The sequence below is a fragment of the Actinacidiphila glaucinigra genome (assembly GCF_900188405.1).
Lineage (GTDB): Bacteria > Actinomycetota > Actinomycetes > Streptomycetales > Streptomycetaceae > Actinacidiphila > Actinacidiphila glaucinigra.
Map to the genome: position 1 here is coordinate 1 of NZ_FZOF01000042.1, position 13,673 is coordinate 13,673.

A 13,673-nucleotide genomic window follows, 5' to 3' on the forward strand; every position below is an offset into this window, starting at 1 on the left:
GCGGAGACGTGGGGCGGCGCGGAGACGTGGGGCGGCGCGGAGACGTGGGGCGGCGCGGAGACGTGGGGCGGCGCGGAGACGTGGGGCGCGGAGGCGTGGGGCGGCGGTATCGGGCGCGGTGGGGACCAGCTCGGCCGGGGGGTCGCTCCCCCGTTGTCGAAACCGGCGCTCACCCGGTGCCCCCTCACGGCCGCACGGCGGACGGCCCGTTCACGCGATGGACTGCGGCGTCACTCTACTGGGCGCGGCGACGTCACGACGCGTCAGTACGGATCACTTGCCCCTACCGCTCGGTAGGGGCATTCTGGCAAGCTTCGCGCATGTCTGATCAGGGAGCAGCTCGCACCCGGTACGACCGGGCCACCGCCCACCTCGACGCGCCGGTGGCGATCGTCGATCTGGAGGCGTTCGACGCCAACGCGGACGACCTGGTCCGCAGGGCGGGCGGCAAGCCGATCCGGGTGGCGTCCAAGTCGGTCCGCTGCCGTGCCCTCCTGGAGCGGGTGCTGGAGCGGGACGGCTTCGCGGGCGTCATGTCCTTCACCCTCGCCGAGTCGTTGTGGCTGGCGCGCTCGGGCTTCGACGACGTGCTGCTGGCGTACCCCTCGGCGGATCGTTCCGCCTACGCGGAGCTGGCCGCGGACCCGAAGCTGGCGGCCGCGGTGACCGTCATGGTCGACGACGTGGCACAGCTCGACCTCGTCGACTCCTCGCGCGCGGGCGGCTCCGAGATCGTCCGGGTCTGCCTGGAGCTGGACACCTCGCTGAAGATGCTGGGGGGCCGGCTCCGCATCGGCGCGCTGCGCTCCCCGCTCCACCAGCCGGAGCAGATGGCGGCGCTGGCCCGGGAGGTGTCCCGGAGGCCCGGCTTCAAGCTGGTGGGGATCATGGCGTACGAGGGCCATGTGGCCGGCGTCGGCGACTCGGTCACCGGCCGGCCGCTGCGCTCGCGAGCGGTGCGGCTGATGCAGGCGGCGGCGCGACGGGAGCTGGCGGCGCGGCGCGCGGAGGTCGTACGGGCGGTGCGGGAGGTGGCGCCCGGGCTGGAGTTCGTCAACGGCGGCGGCACGGGCAGCGTGCAGAGCACGGCCGCCGAGGACGCGGTGACGGAGATCGCCGCCGGGTCGGGCCTGTACGTGCCGCGGCTGTTCGACAACTACACCTCCTTCCGGGGCCGTCCGGCGGCGCTGTTCGCGCAGCCCGTGGTGCGGCGCCCGGGTGTCGGCGTCGTCACCGTCCTCGGCGGCGGCTATCCGGCCTCGGGCGCGGCCGGCCGGGACCGGCTGCCCGTACCCTTCCTGCCGCAAGGGCTGCGCTACGACCCCCAGGAGGGGCCGGGCGAGGTGCAGACGCCGCTGATCGGGACGGCCGCCGACGATCTGCTGATCGGCGACAAGGTGTGGTTCCGGCACGCCAAGGCGGGCGAGCTGTGCGAGCGCTTCGACACGCTGCAGCTGGTCGAGGGCGACCGGGTGGTGCGGGCGGTGCCGACCTACCGCGGCGAGGGCAGGACGTTCCTCTGACGCGCGGACGCCCCGGCCGGACGGACCGGACCGGGGCGCCCGCCTGCGGGGACGGGGGTCACACGCCGGTGCCGCCACCGGAGCCCGCGGCCTTGATGCCCTTGGTGATCTCGTCCATCACGGCGAGGCCGGGCGCCTTGGGGTTGATGTCGAAGCCGTAGCGGACCAGGACGAGCCTGTCGGGGTCCGACGGCGAGGGGAACACCAGCGACTGGACGTAGCCGTCGTCGCCCCTCTCCGTGACGACCTTCCAGCGCACCAGGTAGCCCTGCTCGCCGGCGACCGTGACCTTCTGCGACAGCAGCTGCGTGTGCGAGGTGATGTCGCCGTAGATCTTGCCGCCGTAGGCCCCCTCGGCGTTGCCGGAGATGTCCTCCTTGGCCGCGGCCTCGGCGGTGGTGGACTTCAGCTTCACCGACGCGGCGGGCATCGAGAAGACGCCGCCGCGCAGGCACTTGCTCGAGGCGTCGCCGGGGCAGGCGTACTCGCCCACGGTGAGCTCCGCGAGCCCGTACCGGCTGGTGTCTCCGGTCCAGCCGTCGGGCACCGGCAGGCTGACGCCGTCGACGGCGTCCAGGGCGAAGCCGGGCTCGCTCTTGGGCAGGTTCGGCGGGCCATCGCCGTCCGGGCCCCCGTCCTCCGGGCTCTGCCCGGGGGCCGTGAGGGACGGCGCGGGCCGGGCCGAGTCCGCGCTGCCGCCGCCGCCCTTGCCGAGGGCGACGACACCTCCGACCACCGCACCGGCCACCACGACCGCGGCTATGACGGCGATCGCTATCAGACCGCCGCGTGCCTTGCGGGGAGCCGCGGGGAACGCGCCGGGGTGGGCGGGGTACTGCGGGTAGCCCGGCGCCCCCGGCCCGGCGCCGAACGCCGGGGCGGGGGGTGGAGCGGTGCGGGTGTACTCGGTCCACTCGGTCCCGTCCCACCAGCGCTCCAGAGCGGGCCCGTTGCCTGTCTGCCCGGGTTCTGGGTACCAGCCGGGCGGGGTCGTCATGGTCACGGCGCCACCCTAAGGCCCGGGCCTTAAGATTCCCGTCAGTCGTCCGGTCACAGAGGGGTCACGTACGCCCCCGCGATACCCCCGTCCACCAGGAACTCCGCCCCTGTGATGAAGGACGCGTCGTCGCTGGCGAGGAAGGCGACGGCCGCGGCGATCTCCTCCGCCTCCGCGAAGCGGCCCACCGGGATGTGCACCAGGCGGCGCGCGGCGCGCTCCGGGTCCTTCGCGAACAGCTCCCGCAGCAGCGGGGTGTTGACCGGCCCCGGGCACAGCGCATTGACCCGGATGCCCTCCCGGGCGAACTGCACCCCCAGCTCGCGGGACATCGCCAGCACGCCGCCCTTGGACGCGGTGTACGAGATCTGCGAGGTCGCCGCGCCCATGACGGCGACGAAGCTCGCGGTGTTGATGATCGAGCCCTTGCCCTGGCGCTGCATATAGGGCAGCGCCGCCTTGCAGCACAGGTACACCGAGGTGAGGTTCACCTCCTGCACGCGGCGCCAGGCGTCGATGCCGGTGGTGAGGATCGAGTCGTCGTCCGGGGGCGAGATGCCCGCGTTGTTGAAGGCGACGTCGACCGAGCCGTAGGTGTCGTACGCCGCCTTGAACAGCGCCTCCACCTGCCCCGCGTCGGTCACGTCGGCCTCGACGAACAGCCCGCCGGTCTCCTCGGCGGCCGCCTTGCCCGCGGCCTCGTCGATGTCCGCGCACACGACGTTCGCGCCCTCGGAGGCGAGCCGGCGGGCCGAGGCGAGCCCGATGCCGCTGCCGGCGCCGGTGACCACCGCCGTCCGGCCCACCAGGCGGCGGCACACCACTGCTTCTGCTTGCGTCATTGCCGGGATCACTCCTCCGTGCTGATGAAGACGTTCTTGGTCTCGGTGAAGGCGGCCAGCGCGTCCGGGCCGAGCTCGCGCCCGAGCCCCGACTGCTTGAACCCGCCGAACGGTGTCCAGTAGCGCACCGAGCTGTGGGAGTTGACCGACAGGTTGCCGGCGGCGGTGCCCCGGGCCAGCCGCAGGGCGCGGCCGACGTCCCGGGTCCAGATCGAGCCGGACAGGCCGTACGGGGTGGCGTTGGCCAGGCGCAGCGCGTCGGCCTCGTCCTCGAAGGGCAGGACGACGGCGACCGGGCCGAAGACCTCCTCCACCGCGACGCGCTCGGCCGGGCCGGCGGGGGTCAGCACGGTCGGCGGGTACCAGAAGCCCTTGCCCTCCGGGGCCGTGCCGCGGATCGCGACGGGCGCGTCGGGGGCCACGTACGAGCGGACGCGGTCGCGCTGCGCGGCGGAGATCAGCGGGCCCATGTCGGTGGCCGGATCGGCGGGGTCGCCCACGCCGACGGCCAGGACGGCCGGCTCCAGCAGTTCCATGAAGCGGTCGTACACCTGCCGCTGCACCAGGACGCGGGTGCGGGCGCAGCAGTCCTGCCCGGCGTTGTCGAGGAAGGCCATCGGCGCCGTCGCCGCGGCCTTCTCCAGGTCCGCGTCGGCGAAGACGATGTTCGGCGACTTGCCGCCGAGCTCCAGGGTGACCCGCTTGAGCGTGCCGGCGCAGGTGGCCATGATCTGCTTGCCGACGCGGGTCGACCCGGTGAAGACGATCTTCGCCACGCCCGGGTGCTCGACCAGGGCGGCCCCCGCGACCGGGCCCTCGCCCGGCAGCACCTGGAAGAGGTGCTCGGGCAGCCCCGCCTCCAGCGCCAGGTCCGCCAGGCGCAGCGCGGTCAGCGGGGTGGTCTCGGCGGGCTTGAGGATCACCGCGTTGCCCGCCGCGAGCGCCGGGGCGGCCCCCCAGGCCGCGATGGGCATGGGGAAGTTCCAGGGCGCGATGACGCCGACGACGCCGAGCGGTTCCAGGAAGGTGATGTCGATACCCCCGGGCACCGGGATCTGCCGGCCGCTGAGCCGTTCGACACCGCCCGCGGCGTAGTCGAGCAGGTCGCGGACGTTGCCGGCCTCCCAGCGGGCGTTGCCCGCGGTGTGCCCGGCCTCGCGCACCTCCAGGGCGGCGAGTTCGTCGGCGTGGGCGTCGACGGCGGACGCGAAGCGGCGCAGCAGCCGCGCCCGGTCGGCCGGGGCCAGGGCCGCCCAGGCGGTCTGGGCGCGGGCCGCCCGGGAGACGGCGGCGTCGACGTCCTCCCGGCCCGCCGCGGGAACGGTGGCGATCACCTCCTCGGTGGCCGGGTTGAGCACGTCCAGCGCTTCGAGCGGTTCGGGTGCTTCGGGCACTCGCTGCCTCACATGCGTTCGAAGGAGCGGTAGCGCTCCCAGTCGGTCACGGCGGTGTCGTACGCGTCCTGTTCGACGCGGGCCATGTTCAGGTAGTGCTCGACGACCTCGTCGCCGAAGGCCGCGCGGGCGATGGGGCTGGCCTCCCACAACTCGGCGGCCTCGCGGAGCGTGGCCGGCACGTGCGTCACGCCGTCGCTGACGTAGGCGTTGCCGGTGACGGGCTCGGGGAGGGTGAGCTTCTGCTCCACGCCGTGCAGACCGGCGGCGATCATCCCTGCGACGGCGAGGTAGGGGTTGACGTCGCCGCCCGGCACCCGGTTCTCCAGCCGTAGCGCCGACGGGGTGTGCCCGACCACGCGCAGCGCGCAGGTGCGGTTGTCCGGGCCCCAGGCGACGGCGGTGGGGGCGAAGGAACCGGGCCGGAACCGCTTGTAGGAGTTGATGTTGGGCGCGTACAGCAGGGAGAAGTCGCGCAGCGCGGCGAGCTGCCCGGCCAGGAAGTGCCGCATCGTCTCCGACATGCCGCCCGGCTCGTCGCCCGCGAAGACCGGCTGCCCGTCCTCGTCGCGCAGCGAGAGGTGGATGTGGCAGGAGTTGCCCTCGCGTTCGTTGTACTTCGCCATGAACGTCAGGGAGTAGCCCTCCTGCGCGGCGATCGACTTGGCGCCGGTCTTGTAGACGCTGTGCTGGTCGCAGGTGACCAGGGCCTCGTCGTAGCGGAAGGCGATCTCGTGCTGGCCGAGGTTGCACTCGCCCTTGGCGGACTCCACGCGCATCCCGGCGGCGCCCATCTCGTTGCGGATGCGGCGCAGCAGCGGCTCGACGCGGCCGGTGCCGAGCAGGGAGTAGTCGACGTTGTACTGGTTGGCGGGGGTCAGGTCGCGGTAGCCGTTCGTCCACGCCTGCTCGTAGGTGTCCTTGAAGACGATGAACTCCAGCTCGGTACCGGCGTACGCCGACCAGCCGCGCTCGGCGAGCCGCTCGGTCTGGCGGCGCAGGATCTGCCGGGGCGAAGGGGCGACCGGCGTCGAGCCGTGGTCGAGCAGCCGCAGGTCGGCGATGACGAGCGCGGTGGCGGCGTCCCAGGCGGTGATCCGCAGGGTGCCGAGGTCGGGGTGCATGGCGAAGTCGCCGTAGCCCCGTTCCCAGGAGGACAGGGCGTAGCCGTCCACGGTGTTCATGTCGGCGTCGACGGCGAGCAGGTAGTTGCAGCCCTCGGTGCCGTGCTCCAGGACGTCGTCGAGGAAGTGCCGGGCGGCGAAGCGCTTGCCCTGGAGGCGCCCCTGCATGTCGGTGAAGGCGACGACCACGGTGTCGATCTCCCCCGAGTCGACACGTCGTCGCAGGTCGTCGGTGCTGAGCGGGGCTGTTCGGTGCACCACGGGTGATCACCTCTCCTACCGTCCGACAGGTGATCCAAAAGTACGGGCCCGGGGCTCAGTTGGGTACGGTGCAAGAAGAAATCCGCGCGTCGCAGGGAGGCTCCCGTGGCCCGTCCGCTGATCGGTGTCAGCACCTACTGGGTCGGCTCGGCCCGCTGGGGCGGCTGGGACCTGCCCTCCGCCCTGCTCCCCGCCGGGTACCCGCTGCTCGTACGGCGCTCCGGCGGCCTGGCCGCGCTGCTCCCGCCGGACGACCCCGCCCACGCCGCGGACGCCGTGGCCCGCCTCGACGGGCTGGTGATCGCGGGCGGCCCGGACGTGGAGCCCGCCCGGTACGGCGCCGAGCCCGACCCGCGCACGGACCCGCCCGCGCGGGAGCGCGACGCCTGGGAACTCGCCCTCATCGACGCCGCCCTCGCCGCCGGGGTGCCCCTGCTCGGCATCTGCCGCGGCATGCAACTCCTCAACGTCGCCCTCGGCGGCACCCTCGCCCAGCACATCGACGGCCACCGCGGCCCCCGGGTGGGCGTGTTCGGCCGCCACACCGTCAAGCCGGTCCCCGGCACGCGCTACGCGGAGGCGGTGCCGGAGGCCACGACCGTGCCCACCTACCACCACCAGGCGGTGGACGCCCTCGGCCGCGGGCTGGTGATCGGCGCCGAGGCCGAGGACGGCACGCCGGAGGCCGTGGAGCTGCCGGGCGACCGCTTCGTGCTGGGGGTGCAGTGGCATCCCGAGATGGACGAGGACGAACGGGTGATGCGGGCCCTGATCGCCGCGGCGGTCAGAGCTGCAGCTTGAAGCCGACGTGCGAGGCGGTGAAGCCGAGGCGCTCGTAGAAGCGGTGCGCGTCGGTGCGCGCCCGGTCCGAGGTGAGCTGCACCAGCGTGCACCCCAGGCGGCGGGACTCCTCGACCGCCCACTCGATCAGCTGCGTGCCCAGGCCGCCGCCACGGGCGTCGCGGTGCACGCGCACCGCCTCGATGACCGAGCGCGTCGCCCCGCGCCGTGACAGCCCCGGTATGACCGACAACTGCAGCACCCCGACGAGCGCGCCGTCCCGCTCGGCGACGACCACGTGCTGCCCGGGGTCGGCGGCGACGCGCTCGTACGCCGCGTAGTACGGCTCCAGGTCGTCCGGGGTCTCTCGGCCCCGGCCGAGCCCGTCGTCGGCGAACATGGCGACGACGTCGGGGATGTCGGTGCGGGTGACGGGGCGGAAGTGGAGGTCGCTCATGCGTGCAGCGTAGGACGCAGCCTGGTGCGCAGCCACGACAGGGCCGCCGCCCCCTGCGCCCGTTGGAAGGCGCGCAGTGTGGGCAGCCCCGGGGGCGCCGGGCGGCGGGCGTGGACCAGGAACATCCCGGTGAGCGCCGCCAGCGCCGCGTCCACCGCCTCGGGGTGCGCGTCGCGCGCCGGCGGGTGGGCCGCGAAGAGGCCCTCCGGCTCGGGGCCGCCCTGCATCACGATGCTCGGCAGCATGCAGAGCAGATCGAACCACGGGGTGGACGTGCAGGCCCACGGCCAATCCACGAACACGACCCGGCCGTCCGTGGTCAGCAGGATGTTGTCCGCCCGCAGATCGCCGTGGGCGAGTGTGTCGCCGGCCACGGCCTGGGGCCAGCCCGACTCCAGGGCGGCGAGGTCGTCCAGATGCGCCGCCGCCCAGGGATCGAGGCCGCCCAGGTCGTCGGTCCCCGCGTCCCGGTCCGCGGCCAGCTCCGCCCAGCAGCCGAAGCTGCCCGCGAGGCGTTCGGCGGCCGGGGGCGCGGCGACCGGACTCGGCGTCAGCCGGCCGGCCAGGCCGTCCAGCGCGTCCATGACGCGGCGCAGTTCCTCCGCGTCCCAGGGGTCCGTCGGGTGACGGCCGGGCACGTCCTCGAAGGCCAGGACGACCCAGCCGTCCTGCTCGAAGGAGTCCAGCAGACGTGGTGCCGGAATGTCCCGGGGCAGGTCGGCGGCGATCCGGGCCTCGGCCCGGTGGATGTGCGGGGAATCCGGATTCTGCGTCGGGCTCACGGCCTTGACGAAGGCGCGGCGGCCGTCGGTGAGGGTGAGGCGGGCTGCCACGCCCGGGGAGAAGCCGCCCGTCTGGTCGGCGGCGCGGGCCACGGGGGCGCCCAGGCGTGCCTCCACGGCGGCGGCGAGGTCATGGGGAAGGGAGGCCCAGGAGGCGCGTGTCATCCCCCGAGGGTGGCGGGCTTCGCCCGCGGGGGCCAACGGGTTTTGTCCGTGCGGGTGGGGTGTTGTGTGCGGGTGGGTGCGCCGGGCTGCCCGGTGGGTGTGTGCGGGTGCGGTGTGGTTGCGGGCCGGGTGCCCCGGGCTGCCCGGTTGTCGTGTGCGGGTGCGTTGCGCCTGCGGCGGGCATCCCCCGCCCTCCCGCCCGATTGCCCGGCGCGGTTGGTGCGGGCCTGCGCGCGTGCGTGGTGGGCCGGGGGCGGGGCCTCCGGGGCTGCACGTCCTGGACTGGGTTATTTACGTGCATGGCGGGCGGTCCAGGTCCTTGCCGTCTCTGCCGCACACAAATATCCCGCAGCGTCCAGAACATCCACCCCTCCGACCCCGCCCCCTCGGCCGGTTCGGCGACCAACGGCCGGTGGGGGGTTGGGAGCAGTCCGGGGTTGCCGCACACGCCTTACCGAACGCCCACAGCCATGGGGGTGGTGCCTGAGACCGGCATCGGCTCCGGCGATCGGACGCAAAGGGGGTGCTCGGGCCGATGCCCGGCGGTATGGCGCCCTGCTGAGCGGCCCGTTGTCGTGTGCGTGTTCCCGCCCTTTTTCGGCCTTCGGCCAGGGGGGCGGCCTCATTCGGTGTGGTTCCAAGGCTGAACCTGGTTTCGGGTCGACCGCCCGCCGGCTGTCCCTGGCGGCGGCCCTGCTGGCGGCGGTCTGCTGCGCTTCGGCGGCCGTCGCCCAGGAACGCACGGTGCCAGGGTCGTCCCCACATCGGCGCTCGTCGTGATCTGCCGCCTGACGGCCTTCGGCGTCGCCGTGACATAGGCAAAGCCCTGCGAGCACCGGCGGGTGAGGTGCGCCAGTCGTCCCGTGGGAGGTACCCCGGGCCACTGGTGTGGGCACCCTGTCTCGGCCTGCGGCCGGGGACCCCCTGCTGGGGGCAGTTCCTTGCGGTGTGGGGAGGGGCGCCTCCCGTCACACCCCCACCGGCCGTCAGTCGCCCCGTCAAAGGGAGGGGGCGGGGTCGTAGGGGTGGATGTTCTGGACGCTGCGGGATATTTGTGTGCGGCAGAGACGGCAAGGACCTGGACCGCCCGCCATGCACGTAAATAACCCAGTCCAGGACGTGCAGCCCCGGAGGCCCCGCCCCCGGCCCACCACGCACGCGCGAGGCGGTCACTGACCGCGCCGGGCAATCGGGAGGGAGGGCGGGAGACAGCCCGCCGCAGGCGCAGACAACCCGCACACGACAACCGGGCCCCACAAAACGCACCCCGGACACAACCGCGCTCCGCGCGGGAGGCGTTGACAGTGCACCGAACGCCTCCCTAGGCTCCCGTTCACATGATTGAAACGTATCAATAACTCACGCACGCGGATTGAAACGTTTAAACCCCATCGAGAGGTGTTCATGAAACGCCGTCCGCCCCTCCCCCGCCGCCTCACCCTCCTCGCCCTCTCCCTCGGCCTGACGCTCGCCGCGGCCACCCCCCAGGCCTTCGCCGACCACGCGCCGGCGCCCCGCAACCACGCCCCGGATGCGCCCACGGGCCTGACCGTGGGCGACCGCACCGACCCCCTCGCCCTCGACGACGCCCCACGCTTCGGCTGGCTGCCCCGGGACGCCGACCCCGACGAGGTCCAGACCGGCTACCAGGTCGTCGTGCGCGCACCCGGCGGCCGCACCCTGTGGGACAGCGGCAAGGTCCGCGGTTCCGAGCAGTCCTGGGTGCCCTACGGCGGGCCCGCCCTCGCCCCCGGGACCGTGTACCAGTGGAAGGTGCGGACCTGGGACCGCGCCGGCGCGGTCTCCCCCTACTCGGCCGGCGCGTCCTTCGGCACGGGCCTGACGGACCAGGACTGGTCCGGCGCCCAGTGGATCCGCCGTCCCGCCACGGGGAACGACGCGAGCAACGAGTGGACCGCGGCCCGCAAGGTCGTACCGGTGTCCGCGGGCAGCCCCGTGGTCGGCGCCCGGGTGTACGTCGCGGCCTCCGGCGACTGGCAGGTCGACGTCAACGGCGAGACCGTGCAGCGCAGTTCGTCCTACGAGTACGCCGGCGAGGGCTTCTACGACGTCGCCGCCGTCAAGGGCGTCAAGGCGGGCCGGGACCTGGCCGTGGGCGTGCTGACGCACTACTGGTCCTGCAAGTGCCAGGGCCGGGCCAACGGCCCGAACGCCCCCGAGGGCCCCTCCGGGACGCTGGTCAAGGTGGTGGTCGACCACGCGGACGGCACCCGCGACGTGGCGGTCTCCGACGGCACCTGGAAGGTCCACCGCTACGAACCGCAGCGGGTCGACACCCTGACGTACCGCAACGGCGACGCCGGCGACCGCGTGGAGTACTACGACGCCACGGTCGAGCCGACCGGCTGGAACACCCCCGGCTACGACGACTCCGGCTGGGCCGCCGCCACCGTCGTCGGCGCCCACCCGCGGCCGAACCCGGACAACTGCGCGCCCTACGAGGGCGGTTCGTCCCCGTGCGCCTTCACCCACCTGTCGGCGCTGCAGGCCCACCTCACGCAGCGGACCGTCCACCCGGTCTCGCTGCTGCACCTGCCCGACGGCACCGTCCTCGCCGACTTCGGCAAGGTGTACGCCGCGGTGCCCTCGGTACGGCTGCGCTCCGGCACCGCCGGCCGGCAGCTGACGTTCACCACCAGCTACCGGCGCAGCAACTCCACGCTGACCGCCGCCGTGCGGGCCGGGGACGCCTCCGTGACGCTGGCGAACGCGGCGAACGTCCACGCCGGTGACGAGATCGTGGTGGACGCCCCCGCCGCCGGGTACGGCGCCGGGCACCCCGAGACCCGCACCGTGAGCGCCGTGGACGGCACGGCGGTGACCCTGGACCGCCCCCTGGGCAAGGACCACGCCGCCGCGAGCTGGGTGGAGAACTCCCGCGCGGGAACCTCCGGTCTGGACACCCAGGGCAGCAACATGCGCTTCTTCTACACCGAGAAGGACGGCCCGCAGACCGCCCGGGCCTTCACCTACTGGGGCTGGCGGTACCTGCAGATCAGCGACCCGGGCGAGAAGCTGACCGCGCGGGACGTCACCGCCGTCGTCCAGAACACCGACGCGGCGCACCCCGCCACGTTCCGCAGCAGCGACGGCACCCTGGACGAGGTCTTCTCCCTGATGCAGCGTTCGGCGCTGCAGTCCGCGCAGAACGTCTTCCTGGACACGCCGACCCGTGAGAAGGGCCAGTTCCTCGGCGACACCGTGGACGAGTCCTTCGCGACGATGGCGGCGTCCGGTGAGCGCAGCCTGACCCGTCAGGCGATCGTGTCGTTCATGAACTCCCAGGCGCGCTACTGGCCCAACGGCGCCCTGAACTCCGTCTACCCCAACGGCGACGCCAAGCGGGACATCCCCGACTACACCGAGATGTTCCCCGAGTGGGTGATGCGCTACTACCGCACGACGGGCGACCGCGAACTGCTCGCCCGGGCCCTGCCCGTGATGCGCAACGTCGCCGACTATGTCTCCTCCGCGGTGGACGACCGCGGCCTGGTCGCCGACCTGCCCGGCGGCAGCGGCGCCTACCTGCACGGCATCATCGACTGGCCCTCCCCGATGCGGTACGGCTATGTCACCGACGGCAACGTGAACCGCACCGTCGTCAACGCCTTGGGCGTCGGCGCGATGCGGTCGGTCGCCGAGGCCGCCGACGCGCTCGGCGACCACGCCACCCGGGACGCCTACGCCGACCGCGCGCAGAAGCTGACGGCGGCGATGCGGGAGCGACTGCGCGACGGCGACAGTGGGCTGTGGTCGGACGGGCTGTCCTCGGACGGCGCCCTGATCGCGCACCGGAGCGAGCACGCGCAGAGCTTCCCGCTCGCCTACGGCGTCGCGGAGCCGTCCGAGTACGCCGCGCTGGGCGCGGAGCTGTCCCGGCAGGGGATGCGGCAGGGGCCGATGACGCTGCGGACCCTGCTGGAGGCGCTGCGGGTCGCCGACCGGCCGGACACGCTGGTGCGGATCCTCACCGATCCCGCCGCCGACGGGCCCGCGCAGGTGCTCGCCGAGGGCGGCACCTTCCTGTGGGAGCAGTGGACCCCGGGTTGCGCGAGCAGTGACTGCGCGCCCGGGCAGGTCTCGCAGAGCAGCAGCGAGAGCATGTCGCACGGCTGGGGCGGCGCCGGTGTCGTCGGGGTGCTGGAGGGCGTCCTCGGTCTCACGGTGACCAGCCCGGGCGGCGCGTCGGTGCGGATCGCCCCGGCGGAGTCGGGCGTGAGCCACGCCTCGGGCAGCCAGTGGACCGAGCGCGGCACCGTCGGTGTCGACTGGCGGCGGAACCGGCACGGGGTGGACACGACGGTCGAGGTGCCGGTCAACGTGACGGCGACGGTCGCCCTGCCCGTCGTGGAGGGCGGCCGCTACACCGCGGCCGGCAGCCACGCCGCGTACCTGGGCGTGCAGGACGGACGGGCCGTCTACCGGGTCGGTTCGGGCCGTACCGTCTTCACGGCCGTGCGGCGCGGCTGACCCCGGTTCCTCCCCGGCGTGCGTGGCGGCCATGGGCCCGCGTGCGCCGGGGAGCGTCCACGGCGCGGTTCCCCGGGGTCAGCCGCCGCGCCGGGCGGGGGCGGGCCCGGCCGGGGCCGGCGGGGCGAGGGCGGCGGCGAGCACGGCCGGCGCCTCGGCGAGGGACGGGCCGTACCAGGTGAGGTGACGGCCGCTGACCAGGGCGGCGGGTATCTCCGGGAACGCCTCGGGACCGTCGTCCGCCGTGAACCGGTACGGCTCGTCCGGCAGCACGACGAGGTCCGCCCCGCTGCCGGTGAGTTCGCCGATCGGCACCCGCGGATACCGCTCCTGGTGGTTGCCGTAAACGTTCTCGACGCCCAGCCGGGCCAGCAGGTCGCCGGCGAAGGTGTCCCGGCCGAGCACCATCCAGGGGCGGCGCCAGACGGGCACGACGGCCTTGCGGGGGTGGTCGGCGGGCCGCAGCGACGCCCAGGTCTTCTCCGCGGCGTCGAGCCACGCCGGGCGCGGCAGCCCGCAGGCCTCGACGACCACGCGGTGCAGTTCCCGGAAGGCCTGCGGAAGGCTGCGTACCTCCGTCACCAGCACCGTCAGCCCGGCCGCGCGCAGCGCGTCGAGGTCGGGCGGGCGGTTCTCCTCCTCGTTGGCGATCACGAGGTCGGGAGCGAGCCGGACGATCTCCGCGATGTCGGGGTTCTTCGTGCCCCGGACCCGCGTGACACGCAGGTCCGCCGGCTGGTTGCACCAGTCGGTGGCGCCCACGAGCAGGGCGGGCGCCGTGGTCGCCACCGCCTCGGTGAGCGAGGGGACGAGGGAGACCACACGTCGTGCGGGGCCGGAGTCGCGACGGGTCATGT

Annotated in this window: 10 protein-coding genes; 3 read left to right on the forward strand and 7 right to left on the reverse strand. The window is 73.9% G+C overall.

Annotated elements, in window-relative coordinates:
- The first annotated feature begins 320 nt into the window (after positions 1-320).
- Positions 321-1,523, forward strand: coding sequence for an amino acid deaminase/aldolase (locus CHF15_RS40825; protein ID WP_089229011.1), 1,203 nt, complete (start codon positions 321-323; stop codon positions 1,521-1,523).
- A gap of 58 nt (positions 1,524-1,581) precedes the next feature.
- Here CHF15_RS40825 and CHF15_RS40830 read toward each other — a convergent pair whose 3' ends face one another.
- From CHF15_RS40830 to CHF15_RS40845, 4 genes are read right to left on the reverse strand one after another with little or no spacing between them, the layout of a single operon-like run.
- Positions 1,582-2,520 carry a DUF2510 domain-containing protein gene (locus CHF15_RS40830; RefSeq protein ID WP_089229050.1) on the reverse strand — a complete coding sequence of 313 codons (939 nt, stop codon included), beginning with the start codon at positions 2,518-2,520 and terminating at the stop codon, positions 1,582-1,584.
- 53 nt (positions 2,521-2,573) lie between these two features.
- Positions 2,574-3,362 (reverse strand): 3-oxoacyl-ACP reductase, encoded by a 789-nt coding sequence (locus CHF15_RS40835; protein WP_089229012.1) that lies wholly within the window; start codon positions 3,360-3,362, stop codon positions 2,574-2,576.
- Between the two features lie 8 nt (positions 3,363-3,370).
- Entirely contained in the window at positions 3,371-4,756 is a 1,386-nt protein-coding gene (locus CHF15_RS40840; protein ID WP_089229013.1) for an aldehyde dehydrogenase family protein, read from the reverse strand.
- 8 nt (positions 4,757-4,764) lie between these two features.
- On the reverse strand, positions 4,765-6,141 hold the full coding sequence (locus tag CHF15_RS40845) for a glutamine synthetase family protein (RefSeq protein WP_089229014.1): 1,377 nt from the start codon (positions 6,139-6,141) through the stop codon (positions 4,765-4,767).
- Between the two features lie 105 nt (positions 6,142-6,246).
- Between CHF15_RS40845 and CHF15_RS40850 the strand changes: the two genes are divergently transcribed.
- Positions 6,247-6,942: a gamma-glutamyl-gamma-aminobutyrate hydrolase family protein gene (locus tag CHF15_RS40850; protein WP_089229015.1), complete on the forward strand. Its 696-nt coding sequence runs from the start codon at positions 6,247-6,249 to the stop codon at positions 6,940-6,942.
- Here CHF15_RS40850 and CHF15_RS40855 read toward each other — a convergent pair.
- Together CHF15_RS40855 and CHF15_RS40860 are read right to left on the reverse strand one after the other, a co-directional pair.
- Positions 6,926-7,378 (reverse strand): GNAT family N-acetyltransferase, encoded by a 453-nt coding sequence (locus tag CHF15_RS40855; RefSeq protein ID WP_089229016.1) that lies wholly within the window; start codon positions 7,376-7,378, stop codon positions 6,926-6,928. The two genes, CHF15_RS40850 and CHF15_RS40855, sit on opposite strands and share 17 nt — an antisense overlap.
- Complete coding sequence (locus CHF15_RS40860) at positions 7,375-8,325, reverse strand: aminoglycoside phosphotransferase family protein (protein WP_089229017.1); 951 nt, start codon at positions 8,323-8,325, stop codon at positions 7,375-7,377. The genes CHF15_RS40855 and CHF15_RS40860 overlap by 4 nt, the downstream gene beginning before the upstream one ends.
- Before the next feature lie 1,404 nt (positions 8,326-9,729).
- On the opposite strand from CHF15_RS40860, the gene CHF15_RS40865 reads away from it, so the two are divergent.
- The gene (locus CHF15_RS40865; RefSeq protein ID WP_143681753.1) at positions 9,730-12,816 is read left to right on the forward strand and encodes an alpha-L-rhamnosidase-related protein; all 3,087 of its coding nucleotides are present in this window, start codon (positions 9,730-9,732) and stop codon (positions 12,814-12,816) included.
- Between the two features lie 78 nt (positions 12,817-12,894).
- Here the strand turns inward: CHF15_RS40865 and CHF15_RS40870 are convergent, their stop codons facing one another.
- Positions 12,895-13,671 (reverse strand): helical backbone metal receptor, encoded by a 777-nt coding sequence (locus CHF15_RS40870; RefSeq protein WP_089229019.1) that lies wholly within the window; start codon positions 13,669-13,671, stop codon positions 12,895-12,897.
- Positions 13,672-13,673: the final 2 nt, after the last annotated feature.

Excerpts from the sequence above, each read along its gene's own strand:
- CHF15_RS40825 (WP_089229011.1), top strand. The coding sequence starts at position 321 with ATGTCTGATCAGGGAGCAGCTCGCACCCGGTACGACCGGGCCACCGCC.
- CHF15_RS40830 (WP_089229050.1), bottom strand. The coding sequence starts at position 2,520 with ATGACGACCCCGCCCGGCTGGTACCCAGAACCCGGGCAGACAGGCAAC.
- CHF15_RS40835 (WP_089229012.1), bottom strand. The coding sequence starts at position 3,362 with ATGACGCAAGCAGAAGCAGTGGTGTGCCGCCGCCTGGTGGGCCGGACG.
- CHF15_RS40855 (WP_089229016.1), bottom strand. The coding sequence starts at position 7,378 with ATGAGCGACCTCCACTTCCGCCCCGTCACCCGCACCGACATCCCCGAC.
- CHF15_RS40860 (WP_089229017.1), bottom strand. The coding sequence starts at position 8,325 with ATGACACGCGCCTCCTGGGCCTCCCTTCCCCATGACCTCGCCGCCGCC.
- CHF15_RS40865 (WP_143681753.1), top strand. The coding sequence starts at position 9,730 with ATGAAACGCCGTCCGCCCCTCCCCCGCCGCCTCACCCTCCTCGCCCTC.
- CHF15_RS40870 (WP_089229019.1), bottom strand. The coding sequence starts at position 13,671 with ATGACCCGTCGCGACTCCGGCCCCGCACGACGTGTGGTCTCCCTCGTC.